Annotated in this window: 17 protein-coding genes; 4 read left to right on the top strand and 13 right to left on the bottom strand. The window is 71.8% G+C overall.

Annotated elements, in window-relative coordinates; translation table 11 throughout:
- Positions 1-1,093, bottom strand: a 1,093-nt coding sequence (locus tag GJ743_RS01220) for a hypothetical protein (RefSeq protein ID WP_230386254.1), incomplete at its 3' end; no start/stop codon positions are given.
- Between the two features lie 366 nt (positions 1,094-1,459).
- Between GJ743_RS01220 and GJ743_RS01215 the strand changes: the two genes are divergently transcribed.
- Entirely contained in the window at positions 1,460-2,047 is a 588-nt protein-coding gene (locus tag GJ743_RS01215; protein ID WP_155050111.1) for a nitroreductase family protein, read from the top strand.
- A gap of 112 nt (positions 2,048-2,159) precedes the next feature.
- On the opposite strand, the gene GJ743_RS01210 is transcribed toward GJ743_RS01215, so the two are convergent.
- Together GJ743_RS01210 and GJ743_RS01205 are read right to left on the bottom strand one after the other, a co-directional pair.
- Complete coding sequence (locus tag GJ743_RS01210) at positions 2,160-3,209, bottom strand: zinc-dependent alcohol dehydrogenase family protein (RefSeq protein WP_155050110.1); 1,050 nt, start codon at positions 3,207-3,209, stop codon at positions 2,160-2,162.
- A gap of 40 nt (positions 3,210-3,249) precedes the next feature.
- On the bottom strand, positions 3,250-4,806 hold the full coding sequence (locus GJ743_RS01205) for a carboxylesterase/lipase family protein (RefSeq protein ID WP_155050109.1): 1,557 nt from the start codon (positions 4,804-4,806) through the stop codon (positions 3,250-3,252).
- Positions 4,807-4,920: 114 nt separating this feature from the next.
- Here GJ743_RS01205 and GJ743_RS01200 point away from each other — a divergent pair, with 114 nt between their 5' ends.
- A complete protein-coding gene (locus tag GJ743_RS01200) occupies positions 4,921-6,246 on the top strand; it encodes an MFS transporter (protein ID WP_155050124.1) in 1,326 nt (441 codons plus the stop codon).
- Here GJ743_RS01200 and GJ743_RS01195 read toward each other — a convergent pair.
- The gene (locus GJ743_RS01195) at positions 6,233-8,452 is read right to left on the bottom strand and encodes an ATP-dependent Clp protease ATP-binding subunit (protein ID WP_376862077.1); all 2,220 of its coding nucleotides are present in this window, start codon (positions 8,450-8,452) and stop codon (positions 6,233-6,235) included. The genes GJ743_RS01200 and GJ743_RS01195 overlap by 14 nt on opposite strands.
- A 132-nt stretch (positions 8,453-8,584) precedes the next feature.
- On the opposite strand from GJ743_RS01195, the gene GJ743_RS01190 reads away from it, so the two are divergent.
- Positions 8,585-9,076, top strand: a complete 492-nt coding sequence (locus GJ743_RS01190; protein WP_155050108.1) for a nitroreductase family deazaflavin-dependent oxidoreductase — start codon at positions 8,585-8,587, stop codon at positions 9,074-9,076.
- A gap of 7 nt (positions 9,077-9,083) precedes the next feature.
- On the opposite strand, the gene GJ743_RS01185 is transcribed toward GJ743_RS01190, so the two are convergent.
- From GJ743_RS01185 to GJ743_RS01145, 9 genes are all read right to left on the bottom strand, one after another.
- On the bottom strand, positions 9,084-10,280 hold the full coding sequence (locus tag GJ743_RS01185; RefSeq protein WP_155050107.1) for an FAD-dependent oxidoreductase: 1,197 nt from the start codon (positions 10,278-10,280) through the stop codon (positions 9,084-9,086).
- Positions 10,273-11,034: a methyltransferase gene (locus tag GJ743_RS01180; RefSeq protein WP_155050106.1), complete on the bottom strand. Its 762-nt coding sequence runs from the start codon at positions 11,032-11,034 to the stop codon at positions 10,273-10,275. Before GJ743_RS01180 ends, GJ743_RS01185 begins: the two co-directional genes overlap by 8 nt.
- A gap of 3 nt (positions 11,035-11,037) precedes the next feature.
- Positions 11,038-12,186 carry a type III polyketide synthase gene (locus tag GJ743_RS01175; protein WP_155050105.1) on the bottom strand — a complete coding sequence of 383 codons (1,149 nt, stop codon included), beginning with the start codon at positions 12,184-12,186 and terminating at the stop codon, positions 11,038-11,040.
- A 61-nt stretch (positions 12,187-12,247) separates the two neighbouring features.
- Positions 12,248-13,378 (bottom strand): AI-2E family transporter, encoded by a 1,131-nt coding sequence (locus GJ743_RS01170; protein ID WP_328288672.1) that lies wholly within the window; start codon positions 13,376-13,378, stop codon positions 12,248-12,250.
- A gap of 34 nt (positions 13,379-13,412) precedes the next feature.
- The gene (locus GJ743_RS01165; RefSeq protein WP_155050104.1) at positions 13,413-15,287 is read right to left on the bottom strand and encodes an alkyl/aryl-sulfatase; all 1,875 of its coding nucleotides are present in this window, start codon (positions 15,285-15,287) and stop codon (positions 13,413-13,415) included.
- Between the two features lie 49 nt (positions 15,288-15,336).
- The gene (locus GJ743_RS01160; RefSeq protein ID WP_155050103.1) at positions 15,337-16,008 is read right to left on the bottom strand and encodes a GAP family protein; all 672 of its coding nucleotides are present in this window, start codon (positions 16,006-16,008) and stop codon (positions 15,337-15,339) included.
- A 28-nt stretch (positions 16,009-16,036) separates the two neighbouring features.
- Positions 16,037-16,660 (bottom strand): hypothetical protein, encoded by a 624-nt coding sequence (locus GJ743_RS01155; protein WP_328288671.1) that lies wholly within the window; start codon positions 16,658-16,660, stop codon positions 16,037-16,039.
- Positions 16,661-16,669: 9 nt separating this feature from the next.
- Positions 16,670-17,032, bottom strand: a complete 363-nt coding sequence (locus GJ743_RS01150; protein WP_230386253.1) for an SHOCT domain-containing protein — start codon at positions 17,030-17,032, stop codon at positions 16,670-16,672.
- Positions 17,033-17,041: 9 nt separating this feature from the next.
- Positions 17,042-17,473 (bottom strand): DUF6325 family protein, encoded by a 432-nt coding sequence (locus tag GJ743_RS01145; RefSeq protein ID WP_155050102.1) that lies wholly within the window; start codon positions 17,471-17,473, stop codon positions 17,042-17,044.
- Between the two features lie 182 nt (positions 17,474-17,655).
- Between GJ743_RS01145 and GJ743_RS01140 the strand changes: the two genes are divergently transcribed.
- Positions 17,656-18,048 carry an SHOCT domain-containing protein gene (locus tag GJ743_RS01140; protein WP_328288670.1) on the top strand — a complete coding sequence of 131 codons (393 nt, stop codon included), beginning with the start codon at positions 17,656-17,658 and terminating at the stop codon, positions 18,046-18,048.
- Positions 18,049-18,086 lie beyond the last annotated feature (38 nt).

Here is an 18,086-nt window from a genome sequence, read left to right as displayed (position 1 = left end):
GGTCATCAGTGTCGTCCCTTCGAACGAAGCCGACACCCCTTACACAAACGATCTGACACCCTCTCTCGGAGTACCCGACCCACGTGGTCGGGTCCACCATCACCGGATACACCCGGTCCGCCGAGTTCAACCACACCCGCGACGCCGACAACACCAACCGCCACCCACCGCCGGCCGGTTCGACGTCCAAGTCCACGCTGCGGGTCGCGTTCGCCGACTCCCCGTCCACGCTCGCGGAGTCCCACATCTGCGGGGCGGGCACCACCATCTGCGGCACCCCGGCCTCGTCCCGGAACCCCACCGCACCAAGCTCCGTGACCACCGGCACCAAATCGCCGGCATCGACCGTCCACGCCCACGACGTGCGCCCATCCGCGCCCGGAGCCTCCCGCAGCCGCAGGAGCTCCTTGATCTCGGCCCGTTCGACCTCGTACACCAGGTCCGTGCCCGGGAACACGTCCGAGTACTCCACCCGGTTATCCTCCCCACCGAACGGGTTCAGGTCCCGCACCAGTTTCGACCCGCCCGCGTCCTCGAGCGTGAACGAGACCCGCTGCCCGCCCGCGTCAACCGAGAACACGCCCGCGTCGGACGCGGTCTCGGCGAACACCGGCGCCAACGGGTGCTGGGACACCTCACCGCCACCGAACCCGAGAAACGACCAGAACCCCGTCCCCGCCACCGCCGTCTGGATCGGCAACCACTTCCCACCCACCCGCACATTCGCCGGCGCCACCGAGACCTGCGTGAACCGCTCCCCACCACCCATGTCATACGTGGTGCTGAACTCCGACCGCGACACCACCTGCGACTCGCCCGGGAAGCCCGCATCCCCCGGCTTCGGCGCCTCAACCTCGGCCGGCGGCTCCACCGTCGCGGGCTCCTCGACCGCGGCACCCGTCAACACGTCCGGCTCGAAATCTCCCTCCGCCAACTCCGGCTCGGGCGTGATCGCCGCCACCGCAGCCTCAGCCGACTCCTCCGACTGCGCCGGCGGCAACCCGACGAGTTCCTCAACCGACGGCGCCGCCACCGGGTCGGAGGACTCTTCTGCGTACGCCGGCTGCACCACCGTCCCGGTCAGCACGCCCACGACCATCATTGAGACAAGAACACGAACGCCATTGCGCCAACTCCGCCGCACAGCCCCTCCACCCGACCCGATCGCCCCTCACCGGACAGTGCGAAGCAAACGTATGCGCGCGCCACGCACCCAACCAAGCAACAACGAACCCGCATTACGAAACATGTCGGGCCAAGACCTCACATCATCCCCACAGGCGCGGTCCACTGCGCACAGGACACGATGAACGCGAGGTCGGGCGTCGAATTCGCCCACTCGGCCATCTGATCTCGAGGGACGGCACACTCGGAATACTCGCCGATTCCATGCGTTGTAATGAACTGGGACGACGGTGTCCCGGCAGATCCATCGGAACCATCGGAAGGCACCGTCACCATGACCCTCGTCGACACCTCGCGCCACGTCCCCACCGACGCGCCGCTCATCGCGCCCCTCGTGGAGCGCTGGAGCCCGCGCGCGTACGACCCGACCGCCGAGCTCTCGGAGGAGAGCCTGCGCACCCTCCTCGAGGCGGCCCGCTGGGCGCCGTCGGCGAACAACGTCCAGCCGTGGCGCTTCATCGTCGCCCGGCGCGGCACCGAGGCGTTCACCGCCATCCACGACGCCCTCATGGGCTTCAACCAGGCGTGGGCCGACTCGGCCGCGGCCCTCGTGGTGAACGTCGCCGAGACCGTCGACGAGACCGGCACCGCGCGCCAGTGGGCGAAGTACGACCTCGGCCAGGCCGTGGCATACATGTCGCTCCAGGCCCAGCACGACGGTCTCCACACGCACCAGATGGGCGGTTTCGACGCCGCCCGCCTCGCCGAGGTGTTCGGCCTGCGCGCGGGCCTCGACGTCGTCTCGGTCACCGCGATCGGCAAGGTCGGCGACGCGTCGGCCCTCCCCGAGCCGCTCCGCGAGCGCGAGGTCGCCCCGCGCAGCCGCAAGCCGCTCGACGAGATCGTGATCGCAGCGGCCTGACCGGGCCGCGCGTCTCCGCTACTCCCGCCGAGTGATGCAGCTCGCGCCGAGTGTGACCGGTCCGCCGGTATCACTCGGCGCGTTCGGTATCACTCGGCGAGGGCTGGGATGATCACGGCCGGAGCAGCACCTTGATCGCGCGGCGCTCGTCCATCGCGGCGTAGGCCTCGGCGGCCTCCGCGAGCGGCAGCTCGAGATCGAAGACCAGTCCCGGGCGGATGGCGCCGGAGCGCACGTCGGGCAGCAGGTCCTCGATGTACCCGCGCACCGGCGCGACGCCGCCGTTCACGCCGACGTTGCGGTTGAACATGGGGCGCACGGGCAGCTCGGGCCCGCCGTTCGGTGCGCCGACGTAGCCGACCATGCCGCCCGGGCGGGTCGAGCGGAGCGCCTGGTCCATCGACTCCTTCGTGCCGACGCACTCGAGCACGCGGTCGGCGCCGATGCCGCCCGTGAGCTCCTTCACGCGCGCGATGCCCTCGTCCCCGCGTTCCTCGACGACGTGCGTCGCGCCGAACTCGCGCGCGAGCGCCTGCCGGTCGGCATGCCGCGACATGGCGATGATCGTCGTCGCTCCGAGCCGCTTCGCCGCGATGATCGCGCAGAGCCCGACGGCCCCGTCGCCCACGACCGCGACCGAGTCGCCCGGGCCGACCCCCGCCGACACCGCAGCGTGGTGCCCGGTTCCCATGACGTCGGAGAGGGTGAGCAGCCCCGGCACCTCGTCATCGGCGACGGGCCCGGGCACCACGAAGAGCGTGCCGTCGGCGAGCGGCACGCGCACACGCTCGCCCTGGCCGCCGTCGGCGACGCCGCCCACGCGATCCTCGCCGCCCCACCAGCTGCCTGCGAGGCACGAGGTGCTGACCCCGTTCCGGCAGTTCGCGCACGTGCCGTCGCACACGTAGAACGGCGCGATCACGAAGTCGCCGGGCTTCACCGCGGCGACCTCCGGCCCGACCGACTCGACCACGCCGACGAACTCGTGGCCGATGCGGTGCGGCGCGTGCGTCGGCGTCACGCCGCGGTACGGCCACAGATCGGACCCGCACACGCACGCGGCCACGACGCGCACGATCGCGTCGCCACCCGTCGAGAGTTCGGGGTCGGGCACCTCTTCGACGCGGATGTCACGGGCGGCGTGGATCACGGTGGCGAGCATGCACGCGAGCCTACGCCTGGCTCCTCATGTAGACGCGCGCTCACACGTGCGGCACGAACTCCTGCCACGCGCGGCGCTTCTTCCGCCGCGGGTCGTCGACGACGCGGTCGACCGCGTCGAACACGAGCGTGCGACGGTGGAGCTCGTCGTAGCGCGGCCAGTCGGGGCCGGGTTCGCCGGATGCCGCGAGGCCGGCCCAGTGCGCCTGCATCCGCCGCCCGACCGCGCGGAACATGCGCCGCCCGCCGAGCAGCGTCAGCCCGGCGCCGACCGGGGTGTCGAACTTCTCGAACAGGGCGAAGAGCTCGAGTCCGTGGGTGGCATCGAGGCCGAGCCACCGCGCCGCGCGCGGCGCCGCGTCGAACCGGTAGCACCACGTCGGCGCGTACCGGGAGTGCCGCTCGGCGACCTTCAGGCTCGGGAACCAGAAGGTGAAGTCGCCCGCGAAGTCGGCGGCCGCGCGGCGCTCGGGCAGCCCCGGGTAGCGGGCCTTGATCGCCTTGCGCGACCGCTTCGCGGTGTTGGCGAAGATTGCCCGGATCCGCGGTTTCGTGGTCGGCAGGATGTCGATCCGCCCCTCGAACAGCGAGCCCTCGCGGTCGTTCGTGCCGATGATCAGCGGCACGCGGTGCGCGAGCCCGTCGCGGAACGCGTCGAGCGGGCGACGCGGAAGGAACTCGCCGTCGATGACGGGCGCGAGCGCGATCGTGCCCGGGTTCTCGTCCGGCGTGCGGACGGTGAGCTCGGTCGTCGCGTCGGCCAGCCGCATGGCGTCGGCGGCGCGGAGCATGGCCGCGGCATCCTCTGGCGCCTCGCTGTCGAGGTCGTCGTCGTCGACGAGCCGCGCGAGGATCCGCACGTACTCGGCCGCCCATCGTTGCGCGACCGAGGGCGGGTAGACGGCGTTCGCCGGCGAGCTCTGCGCGATCGCACGCGAAAACAGCCCCTCGGCCGTGGGCACCGTGAGCAGCGTCGTCACCGAGTTGCCGCCCGACGACTCGCCGAAGAGGGTGACGCGGTCGGGATCGCCGCCGAACACGCGGATGTTGCGACGGACCCACTCGAGCGCGGCGACCTGATCGCGGAGGCCGAGGTTCACCTCGAACGGATGCCCCGGCCGTGAGTAGGCGCGCAGGTCGAGCCATCCGAGCGCACCGAGCCGGTAGTCGATGCCGACGTAGACGACGCCGTGCTCGCGCGCCATCCGCTCGCCCTGCCTCGGGTACTCGGCGGCCGAGCCGACGCTGTAGGCGCCGCCGTGCACGAACACCATGACCGGGCGGAGCCCGTCGTCGCCGTCGTCGTCCGGCGCGGTGACGTTGAGGCGCAGGCAGTCCTCGCTGCGGGCGAGGTGCTCGGCGGCCCCGAGGAACTGGCCGCGCCGGTGCTGCGGCGCGACGGGCCCGAACGCCGCGGCGTCGCGCACGCCGTCCCAGGGCGCGACCGGCACGGGCGCGCGGAACCGCAGGTCGCCGGCCGGCGCGGCGGCGTACGGGATGCCTCGCCACTGCCGTGTGCCGCGCCGCCGCCGCCCGCGGACGGCTCCCGAGTCGAGCTCGACGATCAGCGGTCCGTCCGTCCGCACCCCCAGCGACATGCCGACGACCGTAGGCCGCCCGGGTGAACGGCCGGTGGCGGATGCCGCGGCCGCGACATCCGGGCAGGGACGTGCCGTGTCGGCGGGCTGCGGCAGACTGCACTGGTGACCGGAATGACGGGCTTCTGGAACGCGCTCCCCACCGAGGGCCGGTGGCTGCTGTCGACGGTCGCCATCCAGACGCTCGGGCGCGGGCTCACGCTGCCGTTCACGATCATCTACCTGCACGAGGTGCGCGGGTTCGACCTCGCCCTGTCGGGTGCGCTCATGAGCGTGATCGCGATCACCGCGCTCGCCGTCACGGGCCCGGGCGGCACGCTCATCGACCGCTACGGCGCGCGCTCGGTGCTGCTCGTCGGGCTCACGGCGATGATCGCGGGGTGCGCCCTGCTCGCCTTCGCCACGCACCCCGCCGTCGCGGCCGTCGCGCTCGTGCTCATGGGCGTGAACTTCGGCGTCTCCTGGCCCGGGTTCAACGCGCTCATCGCCTCGGTCGTCGACGGCGAGATCCGACAGCAGTACTTCGGCGTCAACTTCGCGCTCGTCAACCTGGGCATCGGCGTGGGCGGCATCATCGGCGGCTTCTACGTCGACGTCGACGACCCGGCGACGTTCACGACGATCTTCCTGGCCGACGCGGCGAGCCAGCTCATCCCGATGGCGCTGCTGCTCGGTCCGCTGCGACGCGTCCGCACGCAGGGCGCCGGCGACGAGCAGGCCGACGACGCCGGCGCGATGAGCTACCGCGCGATCCTCCGTCGCCCGGCGATCCTCTGGCTCACCCTGCTCACGTTCATCGCGATGTTCATCGGCTACGGCCAGATGGAGGCCGGCTTCCCCGCCTTCGCCCGTCAGGTCTCCGGGGTCTCCACGCAGGTCGTCGGCTTCTCGTTCGCGGTCAACACGGCGGTGATCGTCCTGCTTCAGTTCGCCGTGCTCAGGTTCATCTCGGGGCACCGCCGAACCCGCGTGATGCAGGTCATGGCGCTCGTCTGGGCCGCCTCGTGGCTGATCCTCGGCGCGACCGGGCTGCTGCCGGGCTCGCTCGCCGCGGCGATCGGCGTGCTCGCGTTCATGGGCGTCTTCGCCTTCGGCGAGACCATGCTGCAGCCGACGGTGCCCGCGATGTACAACGACCTCGCGACCGACCGCAACCGCGGCCGCGTGAACGCGGTGAACGCCGCGGCCTTCCAGGGCGGCGCCATCACGGGCCCGATCGCCGCCGGGCTGCTCCTCGACCAGGGCTGGGATGCGGGGTACATCGCGACGATGGTCGCCGGCTGCGTCGCGATCATCGTGCTCGCGATCGCGCTCGAGCGCCACGTCTCGGCCACGGCGAACGGCGTGACGGAGCCGTCGCCGAGCGCGGCGCCGGCCCCGGCGCCCGCGACGGGCACCGAGGCCGCGACCGGCCTCACGGACCCGCCTACTCCTCGATGATCTCCGCGTCGATCACGTCGTGGTCGCCGCCCTCCGGCACGTCGCCCGGCTCGGGCGCACGCGTCACCGACAGGTGCTCACCGTCGTCGGCGAGGCCGACGACGACCGTGTCGCCGTCGCGGATCTCACCCGCGAGCAGCGCACGCGCGAGACGATCGGCGACCTCGGTCTGGATCAGGCGGCGCAGCGGGCGCGCCCCGAACAACGGGTCGTACCCGCGCTCGGAGAGCCACGTGCGCGCGTCGGGCGTGACGCCGAGCTCGAGCCGACGCTCGTGCAGGCGCGCCGTGAGCCGGTCGATGGACAGGTTCACGATCTCGCCGAGCTCCTCGTGCGTGAGCGCCGAGAAGACGACGAGGTCGTCGAGGCGGTTCACGAACTCGGGCTTGAACGCCTGCCGCACCGCGGCCATCACCGCCTGCTCCTTCTCACTCCACGAGAGCGTCGGGTCGATGAGGAACTGCGAGCCGAGGTTGGAGGTGAGCACGAGGATCACGTTCCGGAAGTCGACCGTACGGCCCTGGCCATCCGTCAGCCGCCCGTCGTCGAGCACTTGAAGGAGCACGTCGAAGACCTCGGGGTGCGCCTTCTCGACCTCGTCGAACAGGATCACCGAGTAGGGGCGGCGGCGCACGGCCTCGGTGAGCTGGCCGCCCTGCTCGTAGCCGATGTACCCGGGAGGGGCGCCGACGAGGCGCGCGACGGAGTGCTTCTCGCCGTACTCCGACATGTCGATGCGCACCATGGCGTGCTCGTCGTCGAACAGCACCGACGCGAGCGCTTTGGCGAGCTCGGTCTTGCCGACGCCCGTCGGGCCGAGGAACAGGAACGACCCCGTCGGCCGGTCGGGGTCTGAGACGCCCGCCCGTGCGCGACGCACGGCGTCGGCGACGGCCTCGACCGCACGGCGCTGGCCGATCACGCGGCGGCCGAGCTCCTGCTCGAGGTGCAGCAGCTTCTCGGTCTCGCCCTGCATCAGCCGGCCGACGGGGATGCCGGTCCACTGCGCGATGACCGCGGCGATGTCCTCTTCCGTGACCTGCTCGTTGACCATGCGCGGCTCGTCGGGCGCCTCCTCGGCCTGCTCGGCCGCCTCGAGGTCGCGCTGGAGCTGCGCGATGGTCTCGTACTCGAGCTTCGACGCGCGGGCGTAGTCGGCCTCGCGCATGGCGCGGTCGCGCTCGGTGATGGCCTCGTCGAGGCGCTTCTTCAGCTCGCCGACGCGGTTCAGCGACATCCGCTCGCGCGACCAGCGCTCCTCGAGCGCCGCGAGGTCGCGCTCCTTCTCGAGCAGGGTCTCGTGCAGGCGCTCGAGCCGCTCCTTCGAGGCCTCGTCCTTCTCCTTCTTCAGGGCGAGCTCCTCGAGCCGCATCCGGTCGACCTGGCGCTTCAGCTGGTCGATCTCGACCGGGCTCGAGTCGATCTCCATCTTGAGGCGGCTCATGGCCTCGTCGATGAGGTCGATCGCCTTGTCGGGCAGCTGCCGCGCGGTGATGTACCGGTTCGACAGCGCAGCCGCGGCCACGAGCGCGGCGTCGGTGATCGTCACGCCGTGGTGCGCCTCGTAGCGGCCCTTGAGCCCGCGGAGGATCGCGATCGTGTCCTCGACGCTGGGCTCGCCGACGAACACCTGCTGGAAGCGACGCTCGAGCGCGGCGTCCTTCTCGACGTACTCGCGGTACTCGTCGAGCGTGGTCGCGCCGATCAGGCGCAGCTCGCCGCGCGCGAGCATGGGCTTCAGCATGTTCGAGGCCGCGACCGACCCCTCGCCGCCGCCCGCGCCCATGAGCAGGTGCAGCTCGTCGACGAACGTGATGATGCGACCCTCGGCGTCGTTGATCTCCTTGAGCACGGCCTTCAGCCGCTCCTCGAACTGGCCGCGGTACATCGCCCCCGCGACGAGCGCGGAGATGTCGAGCGCGACGAGCTGCTTGTCCTTCAGCGAGTCGGCGACGTCGCCGGCCACGATGCGCTGCGCGAGCCCCTCGACGACGGCCGTCTTGCCGACGCCGGGCTCGCCGATGAGTACGGGGTTGTTCTTCGTACGGCGCGTCAGCACCTGGCTGACGCGGCGGATCTCGGCATCGCGCCCGATGACCGGATCGAGCTTGCCCTGCCGGGCGATCTCGGTGAGGTTGACGCCGTACTGTTCGAGCGCCGACTTCTGCTCCTCCTGCGAGCTCGGCGCGCCCTGCATGTTGGCCACGGGGCTCCTTTCGACAAAGTTGAGTCTACTACGCTCAACTTGCGAACCGTGAGCCCTATTCCGGATGCCACGGGAATCGAGGGCGCGCCGCGCGCGTTACCGTGGAGCACGGACCCGAACGAGGAGGAACGGATGCCGCTGCAGGGCGACTACGCGCCGAGCACATCGAAGTGGGCGCGCGACCAGGCCGAGACCTACGAGGCGACGGAGGGGCGCGAGGCGAACTCGCTGCGCGGCCGCCCCGTCATCGTGCTGACCACGGTCGGCGCGAAGAGCGGGAAGCTGCGCAAGACCGCGCTCATGCGCGTCGAGCACGAGGGCGAGTACGCGGTGGTCGCGTCGCAGGGCGGCGACCCCGAGCACCCGTCGTGGTACTTCAACATGAAGCAGCAGCCCCACGTCGAGCTCCAGGACCGCGCGGACAAGCGCGACTACCTGGCCCGCGAGGTCACGGGCGCCGAGAAGGACGCCTGGTGGGCCCGCGCCACCGAGGTGTGGCCCGACTACGACGGCTACCAGGCGAAGACCGACCGCGAGATCCCGATCTTCGTGCTGAGCCCGTTCGAGCCCGAGGTCGCCGAGGACGCGGTCGCCGAGGACGAGGACGACGGCGCCGCCGCCTGACGCGGCGTCACAGCCACTGCATCGTGAACGCGCGGCCGAGCACGCCGCGGAGCCCCGGCAGCCCGAGCACGCGCACGGCCGCGTTGCGGGTGCGCAGTCGCAGGCCGGTCGCTGGCGCGCCCATGCGCATGTTGAACGCGGCCTGCCGCGTGGCGCGCAGCGCGGCCGCCCGGCGCGACCGGTCGTAGGCCGCGAACACGTCGATCGGCGCGGCCGCGGCGAGCGCCGCGGCGAGCTCCCGGTCGAGGTGCACGGCGTCGCTCCATCCGAGGTTCATGCCCTGCCCGCCGATCGGGCTGATCTCATGCGCGGCATCGCCGACGAGCGCGACGCGGCCCGTCGCCATGGGGTGGGCGACGTGCTGCGCGGCCTCGAACGCGGTCGGCGCGGTCGCGGCATCCGTGTCGAAGGTCGAACCGGTGCGCGCCTCGACCATCGTCGCGACCGCGGCGGCGTCGAGGACGGCGGGCTCGCGACGGACGCGCGCCACCCACCGACGCCGTCCGCCGGGCATCGGGAACGACTCGACGACCCCGGCCGACTCGAAGTGCAGCAGCGCGGTCTCGGGCGCGCCGGTGTCGTCGCGCGTGTCGCACATGACGTACGAGGCGCGCCCGCGGCGCGGCGTCCAGTCCGCGCCGATGAGCGAGCGGATGCCGCTGCGGATGCCGTCGGCGCCGACCGCGTACCGCGCGGCGAGGTGTAGCGGCGAACCGTCATCCATGGCATGCACGACGAGGTGCGTCCCGCGGTCGGTGACGCCGGTCACCTCGACTCCGCGGTGCAGCGACACCGTCCGGGCCTCGTCGAGGCGCTCCTCGAGCAGCGCCTCGACCTCGCGCTGGGGAAGGGAGTGCACCTGCCCGGAGCGCGGGAACTTCAGCCGGCCGAGGGTGCGACCGTCGCACGTGACGCGGCCGTCGCGGATGACGACGGCCCGGCGGCGCACCTCGTCGCCGACGCCCGCGGCGGCGAGCGCGCGGAGCCCCGGCGGGTGGATGCCGATCGCGCGGGAGGGCGTGGCCGCCGGGTCTGGTGCGTGCCGGCGCTCGAGCACCACGGCCCGGAGCCCGCGGCGGGCGAGCAGGCACGCGAGCAGCAGCCCCACGGCGCCCGCGCCGACCACGACGACGTCGTGCATCGGCTGGTCGCCGGCCGCCGACCCGGGTGTCGCCTGCGCCGCCGCCTCGGATGCCTCAGTCATCGCGGATCTCGCTGCCCCAGACCAGTTCGAGTCGCGACGGGAACCCGCGCTTGACCCGCCAGCCGCGCGGGATGGCCCGCGCGAGCTCGGGCGCGGTGTGGCTGCGGCGGATCGAGGTGAGCCCGTCGGGCCGGATGTACGAGCCCGCGAACACGTTCCACGCGAACGGCAGCGTGGCCGCCCAGAACCCGAGGTAGGCACCGCGGCTGCGCTCGATGTCGCCGTGCACCCCGATGCCGCCCGGCGCGACGAGCCGCTCGGTGTCGGCGAGCAGGGCGCCGAGCTCGGCGGCGCCGAGGTGGTGCAGCACGTGGTTCGACCACACGATGTCGAACGTCTCCCCCTCGGCGACGAGGTCGGCGGTCGTGGCGACCTGCGCCCGGAACCCGGGCGCCTCGAACCGCGACGCCGCGGCGACCGCGCGTTCGTCGGGGTCGATGCCGACGATCTCGAGACGCAATCCGTCGCGCCGCGCGAGCTGCAGGATGCGGAACGGCAGGTCGCCGCCGCCGACGCCGATGTCGAGCAGGCGCGCCCGATGGGTGGTCGCCAGTCGCGGCCGCACCCACTCCTCGTACACGGCCGCGGGTCGCGACACGATGCGGTTCACGATCCCGAACCGGTGGAAGGTGCGTTCCAGCGTGTCGGGGTCCGCCGCCGCGTCGTCCATCAGCTCTCGCGCGTCCACGTCCCTGTGGTCGAGCGTGGCGAGCGCGTGCAGCAGCCCGGGCTCGCCGGCGTCAGGTCGCGGCATCCGTCACCCCTTCACGGTCATCAGCGCGGACTCGACGGTGAGTCCCGGCCCGAAGGCCATCGCCGCGACCCGGTCGCCGTCGGCCGACGACGCCCGGTCGAGGATGTTGCGGAGCACGAAGAGCACGGTCGCGCTCGACATGTTGCCGTAGTCGCGCAGCGTCTCGCGGGCGGGCTCGAGCTGCGGCTCGGTGAGCTTCAGGCGGGACTCGACCTTGTCGAGGATGCTGCGCCCCCCGGGATGGATGGCCCAGTGCGCGACGTGGTCGGATGCGGCATCCGTCGCCAGCGCCTCGGCGAGGTCGTCATCGGGCGCGAACAGCGGTTCGAGCGCGCCCGTGATGTGGTCGTCGATGATCGCCGGGATCGCGTTGGAGAGCACCATCTCGAAGCCGTGGTCGCCGATCTTCCACGCCATGTCGCCCTCGCCCACCGGCGTGATGCGCGTCTCGAAGCGATCCAGGGCGAACGCGCGCTCGCCCTCCTCGAGCGGCCGCGCCGTCACGATCCCCGCACCCGCGCCGTCGGCGAACAGCGACGACGCGACGATGGTGTCGGGGTCGTTCGACGAGCGCAGGTGCAGCGTGCAGAGCTCGACGCTCACGACGAGCACGACCGCGTCGGGGTCGGCCTCGCAGAACTGCGCGGCGTTGCGCAGCGCGGGCAACGAGGCGTAGCAGCCCATGAAGCCGAGGTGGTAGCGCTGCACCGCGGGGCCGAGCCCGAGGTCGCGCACGAGCATGTAGTCGGGTCCGGGGGCGTAGAACCCGGTGCACGACACGGTCACGACGTGCGTGATGTCGGATGCCTCGATGCCGGGCGTCGCGGCGATGGCGCGCCGCCCCGCCTCGAGGTACATCTTCGTCGCCTCGGTCGCATAGATCTCGTTGCGCGCCTTCGTTCCCGGCAGCAGGAGGTCGCCCGACGCGCGATCGAAGAAGACCGGCTCGTCGTCGCGTTCGTCGAACGTGAGCTCCTCGAGCACGCTGTACCGGCGCTCGATCCCCGAGACGTCGAACGAGGTCGTGATGATGCGCTGCGCGAGCCGGTTGAGGCCGGTCTGCGCCGCGAACACGTCGCGGACGGCGGGTTGCGGGAGGACGGTGGGCGGGACGGCGGTCGAAAGACCCCTGAGGTGCACCCCCGCGCTCATGCCGTCGGCCTCGGATCGGTTCGTCGCTGCGGCATGGGTGCCCCCTCTCCCCGCTTGCAGACTAACCGGCGGGGCTGTCCTGATCCAGAGGTTCGGGAGGCGAGACCGGAGGCGAGCTGATCGCGGCGTTCCCCGACAGCCAGCGGAGCCACCCGTCGCGGTCGGCGAGCAGCGCCTCGCGCGCGGCGAGCGTGAGCGGGATCGAGAGGATCGCGCCGAGCGGGCCGATCACGAACGTCCAGAACACGACCGAGAAGAAGCTCAGCGTGAGCGAGAGGTCGACGGCGTCGCTCACGAACTTCGGCTGCACGAGCACCTGCAGCACGACGTTCACGACCGAGTAGACGGCGATCACGACGAGCAGCAGCGGCACGCCGCCCACCACGAACGCGAGCACCGCCGGCGGGATGAGGCCGAGTACGAACCCGATGTTGGGGATGAAGTTCGTGACGAACGCGAGGATCGCCCACACCGCCGGGATCGGGATGCCGAGCGCCCACAGCGCGAGGCCGTCGATCACCGCGACGATCGCGCCGAACGACGCGTTGACCACGTAGTAGCGCCGGACCGAGGAGTTCAGCGCGCGGATGCGATCGAGCCGGGGGCGGATGCCGGCGCCGAAGGCGCGCTCGGCCCGTCGGTAGCGTGCGGCGTCGGCCGCCATGAAGATCACGTACGCGAGCACGAAGAACGCGGCGGTGAGGAACCCGAGCAGCCACCCGCCGAGGCCCTGCGCGAGGTCGAGCAGCGCCGACGGGTCGAGCGCCGACGCCGTGGCATCCGCCAGCTGCTCGCCGAGCCCGACCGATGCGAGCCAGGCGGCGACGGATGCCACGGCCGCCTGCAGCTCGTCGACGACGTCGACCACGAGGTCGGCGAACTCGACCCCCGCGAACACGAGCAGCGCCGCGAGCACCGCGAGGATCAGGTACGCGACCGCGATCACGACGGTCGTGGCCGCCCAGCGCGGCCAGCCGCGCCGCTCGAGCGGATGCCGGATCGGGTGCACGATCACGACGAGCACCACGGCGAGCGCGAGGGGCGCGACGAGCTCGCGCGCGAACCAGAGGGCGGCGAGCACGAGCAGCACGGCGATCACGGTCACGCCGGCGCGGAGGCTCGCGCCGCCGTCTCGCGCGCTCGAGCCGTCGTCGGGGGCGGAGGCTGGGACGGGAGGCGCCTGGTCGGTCACGGACCCACCCTAGGCGGCGCCTCCCCTCCCGCCGTCACGGGAGCACGATGTCGAACGACGGATCGCCCGGCTGGAGCACCGACATGAGCCGATCGAGCACGCCGGTGTCGCCCCGGCGGTCGATGCCCGGGTTCTCGCGGTCGCCGGCGACGAGCGCGAGCATGCGCGGCTTCGCGAGCGCGACGGTGGCCTGCGCGCTCGCCTCGTCGGCCGCCTTCTCGACGTACACGAGCACCCCGTTGCGCAGCGTGACGCGGAAGTTCCGGCCGACGTCGGTGAACGTCAGGTCGAGCGCGAGGTCGAGGTCCCAGGCGCGCGGCCCGTCCACGCTGATCGCGATCGCGTCGAGCAGCTGCTCGGGCGAGAGCTGGGCGAGGATCTCGGGCGCCGCCGTCGCGGTCGGCGTGCCGAAGTTCTCGCCGCGCAGTTCGGTCGCGCCCGACAGGAAGAAGTTGCGCCAGGTGCCGTTCTCGGCGCCGTAGGCGAGCTGCTCGAGCGTGTCGGCGTACAGCGTGCGAGCCGCTTCGTGGCCGGGGTCGGCGAACACGGCGTGGTCGAGCAGGGTCGCCGCCCACCGGAAGTCGCCCTCGTCGAAGGCCTGCTGCGCGACCTCGACCACGCGGTCCGGGCCGCCGATCGCGGCGACGTACCGCTCGGCGAGCGGCTTCGGCGGGTGCGGCCAGAGCCGCGCCGGGTTGCCGTCGAACCAGCCCATGTAGCGCTGGTAGATCGCCTTCACGTTGTGGCTGACCGAGCCGTAGTACCCGCGCGCATGCCACGCGTTCTCCAGCGCGGGCGGGAGCTGGATCTCCTCGGCGATCTCGGCGCCGGTCATGCCCCGGTTCAGCATGCGCAGGGTCTGGTCGTGGAGGTACGCGTACAGGTCGCGCTGCAGCCCGAGGAACTCGCGGATCTCGTCGGCACCCCAGGTGGGCCAGTGGTGCGAGGCGAAGACCACGTCGATGCGGTCGCCGAAGCGCTCGATCGCCTCGGTGAGGTACTTCGACCACACGTGCGGGTCGCGCACGAGCGCGCCGCGCAGCGTCAGCAGGTTGTGCAGGGTGTGCGTGGCGTTCTCGGCCATGCACAGTGCCCGCTTGCCCGGGAAGAGGAAGTGCATCTCGGCGGGCGCCTCGGTGCCGGGCGCCATCTGGAACTCGATCTCGATGCCGTCGACGACGTGCGTCTCGCCCGTCGTGCGGATCTCGAGCGTCGGCACGACGATGGCCGGGTGCCCCTTCGAGGTCGACTGGCCGAGGCCGGCGCCCACCGCCCCCCTCGGGCCGCGCTCGAGCGCGGCGCCGTACATGTAGCCCGCGCGCCGGCTCATCGCGGTGCCCGCGTACACGTTCTCGGCGACCGCCTCGCCGACGATGCCGATCGGGGCGATGACCTGTACGCCGCCCGGCCGCACGTCCTGCGGATCGACGATGCCGAGCACGCCGCCGAAGTGGTCGATGTGACTGTGCGTGAAGATGACCGCCGTGACCGGCCGGTCGCCGCGGTGCGCACGGTACAGCGCGAGCGCCGCGGCCGCGGTCTCCTTCGAGATGAGCGGGTCGATGACGATGACGCCGGCGTCGCCCTCGACGAAGCTCACGTTCGAGAGGTCGAGCCCGCGCACCTGGTAGATGCCGTCGGCGACCGCGTAGAGCCCCTGCTTCGAGGCGAGCGTCGACTGGCGCCAGAGGCTGGGGTTCACCGTGTCGGGCGCGTCCCCGGTGACGAAGGCGAACTCGTTCGCGTCCCACACCACCGCGCCGTCCGCATCGCGGACCTCGCCGGGCTCGTAGGCCGCGACGAATCCGCGGTCGGCGGCGTCGAAGTCGCGCCGGTCGTCGAACGGCAGTGATGACGCGAGCCCGCGCTGCTGGGCGCGGATGGCCTCGGTCGCGTCGTTCTGTTGCATGGTTCCTGTCTCCGTTTCCCGTGGACGGTGCGGCGCCGCGGCGCCGGGGTCAGAAGTTGCCGATGCCCTTGCCGATCAGCACGGCGCCGATCACGACGAGGAGCACGGCCATGACGGTCGCGTTGTTGTGCACGAGCCAGCCGCGCAGGCGCTCGAGCGGCGCGGCCATGCGGTCGGATGCCGCGAGGTAGGCGATCACCGGCAGGGCGACGGATGCCGCGGCGACGACGGTGAACACGAGCAGCACCACCGCGGAGGGCCCGACCCCGAGTGCGGCCGAGCCGATCGCGAGGCCCGCGCCGGCACCGAGCAGGAGGTTCTTCGGGTTCACCGCCGCGAGCAGGAACCCGAGCCCGAACGCCCGGCCGGCGGTCATGGCGTCGATGCCCGCCATCCACTTCGGCAACGGCGGCTCCTCGCCGGGTGCGGGCCGGCTCCGCCACTGTCGGAGGGCCAGGAACAGCAGGCCGACCCCGAGCACGAGCTGCATCACCGCGGTGATCGGCTTCGGGTCATCCGCATCGCCCTGCGGCAGCACCGCCGAGAGCAGGGTGAACACCGTCGCCGCGGTCGCGATCCCGAGGACCCAGCCGACGAGGAAGCCGATGCTCGTGGACCTCGCCTTCGGCGAGAGCAGCATCAGGATCGCCGCGATGATCGGGATCGGGCTGATCGCGATCCCCACGGCGAGCGGCAGGATGTCGCCGATCGTTCCGCCCATCTCCCCTCCTCCTCGTCTCCTTGTCCGGTCAGATCCGGATCGGGAAGGTCGAGAGGATGACGACGCCGACGATCGCGGCGATCACCGCGAGTCCGAGGAGCGTGCGCGCCATCCAGGTGACGATCTCGCGCTGCGACATGGCGGTGAGGAACAGCACGAGCGCGAACAGCACCGTGAGCAGCGAGTAGTTGTCGCCTCGTTGGTTGTTCTCGAGCGCCTCCGCGAACTTCGCGTCGGCGCGTGCATTCAGATCCTCGGCTTCGCGCGTGCCCTCCGGCACGTACTCGTCGCGGGCGAAGGGCGACCGTTCCACCTGGCCGTCCGCGACCCATTCCACGTAGGCGACCTCGAACTCCGGCGTGAACCGCGCGCGGATGTACTCCGCCAGTTCCTCCTCGCCGTTGCCGTTCGCCTCGACGTACGCGGCGTAGATGGTCAGGTCGAACGACTGCGCCGACCGCGCCTCACCCTCGGCCGACGCCGCCTGGATCCTCGCGCTGGACGCCTGGCTGAACGCGATCGACATCTCGCCGCCCCACTTGGAGGACTCGAAGCCGCACCACGCCGTGAGCACGGCCATGACCGAGAGCAGGAAGACGCTCACGATCTCCGTGGCGCGCGTCCAGCCGTCGCGCGTCTCGTGCTCCGTCACCGCGCGCCGTCAGCCCAGCAGCTTCGCCTTCGCCGCGGCGAACTCCGCGTCGCTCAGGATGCCCTGCTCCTTCAGCGTGGCGAGCTTCTGGAGCTCGGCGACGACGTCGACCCCACCGGCCGCAGGCGCGGCGGGCGGGGGCGGGGGCGGCGCCTGCATGGCCGCCTGCTGCGCTGCCGCCTGCTGCGCCTGGTACTGCTCGGCCTCCCACTGCTGCTGCGCGGCGGCCTGTTCCTCGGCCTGCTGGTCGGCGTACCTCCCCTGCTGGCGGTGCGCGACGCGACCGCTCACCGCGGTCGCGGTTCCCGCGACCACCGCGGTGCGCGCGGCCATCCCGACCAGGCCCGGACGTCCCATCCTGCGGATCGGCATGATCTCCCCCTATTCCTCGTAGCTCGCCTCGGCGAGCACCTCGTTCACGACCGTGGCCGGGATGCGCTCGACCTGCAGCACCTCGCCGCCGGACGCGGCGAACGCCGACGCGATCTTCTTCGCCCACAGCAGCTCGATCGCCATGATCGCGCCCGACGTGCCGGGCGGGATCGAGTCGGCCAGGTCGTCGATGTCCTCGTCGCCGACGATGCCGGATGCCTCGAGCTCGACGACCGTGAAGCCGGCCTCGTCGCGGAACTCCTCGTACTCGCGCACCGTGACCTCGCCGTCGTCGCCACGAGAGACGATCAGCAGGTCGAGCAGCCGGATCTCGTCGCCGACCATCAGTTCACCCAGCGCGGTCGCCGTCGCCTCGTCGAGTCGATCGCCCTCGAAGCTCACGACGTAGACGTCGACCGGACCGTATTCGAATGCAGTCATCGCAACCCCCCGATCAGCACCTTAGGGCTGCGACGCGTGCGGCACCAGACCCGAAGGGCCCGTGCGGAGAGAGTTCACCTCTTCTGCGTGAATTCGTCCCGTCCAGAGCCGCCGCACCGCTAGTGTGACGCTCGGGGGCGGCATCCGGCGTCCCCGTCAACGACGTGAAAGGCGCAACCCCCGTGGACTTCTGGGACAACTTCTGGAGCTTCGTGTGGATCTTCTTCTGGAGCTTCGCATTCATCGCCTACCTCTTCGCCCTGTTCGCGATCATCGGCGACCTCTTCCGCGACCACCAGCTGAACGGCTGGTGGAAGGCGGTCTGGATCATCTTCCTGGTCTTCCTGCCCTTCCTCACGGCGCTGATCTACCTCATCGCGCGCGGTGACGGCATGGCCAAGCGCTCGGCGAAGCAGGCATCCGAGGCGCAGGCCGCGACCGAGGCGTACATCCGCCAGACCGCGGGCGGCGCGAGCCCGTCCGACGAGATCGCGAAGGCGAAGGCGCTGCTCGACGCCGGCACGATCAACGCGCAGGAGTACGAGGCCATCAAGGCCAAGGCGCTCGGCGCCTGACGCACGACCACGGACGGCCGGGCACCCGGAGGTGCCCG

Source organism: Agromyces bracchium, from assembly GCF_009709675.1.
Classification (GTDB): Bacteria; Actinomycetota; Actinomycetes; order Actinomycetales; family Microbacteriaceae; genus Agromyces; species Agromyces bracchium.
This window is presented reverse-complemented; position numbering and strand designations above follow the sequence as displayed.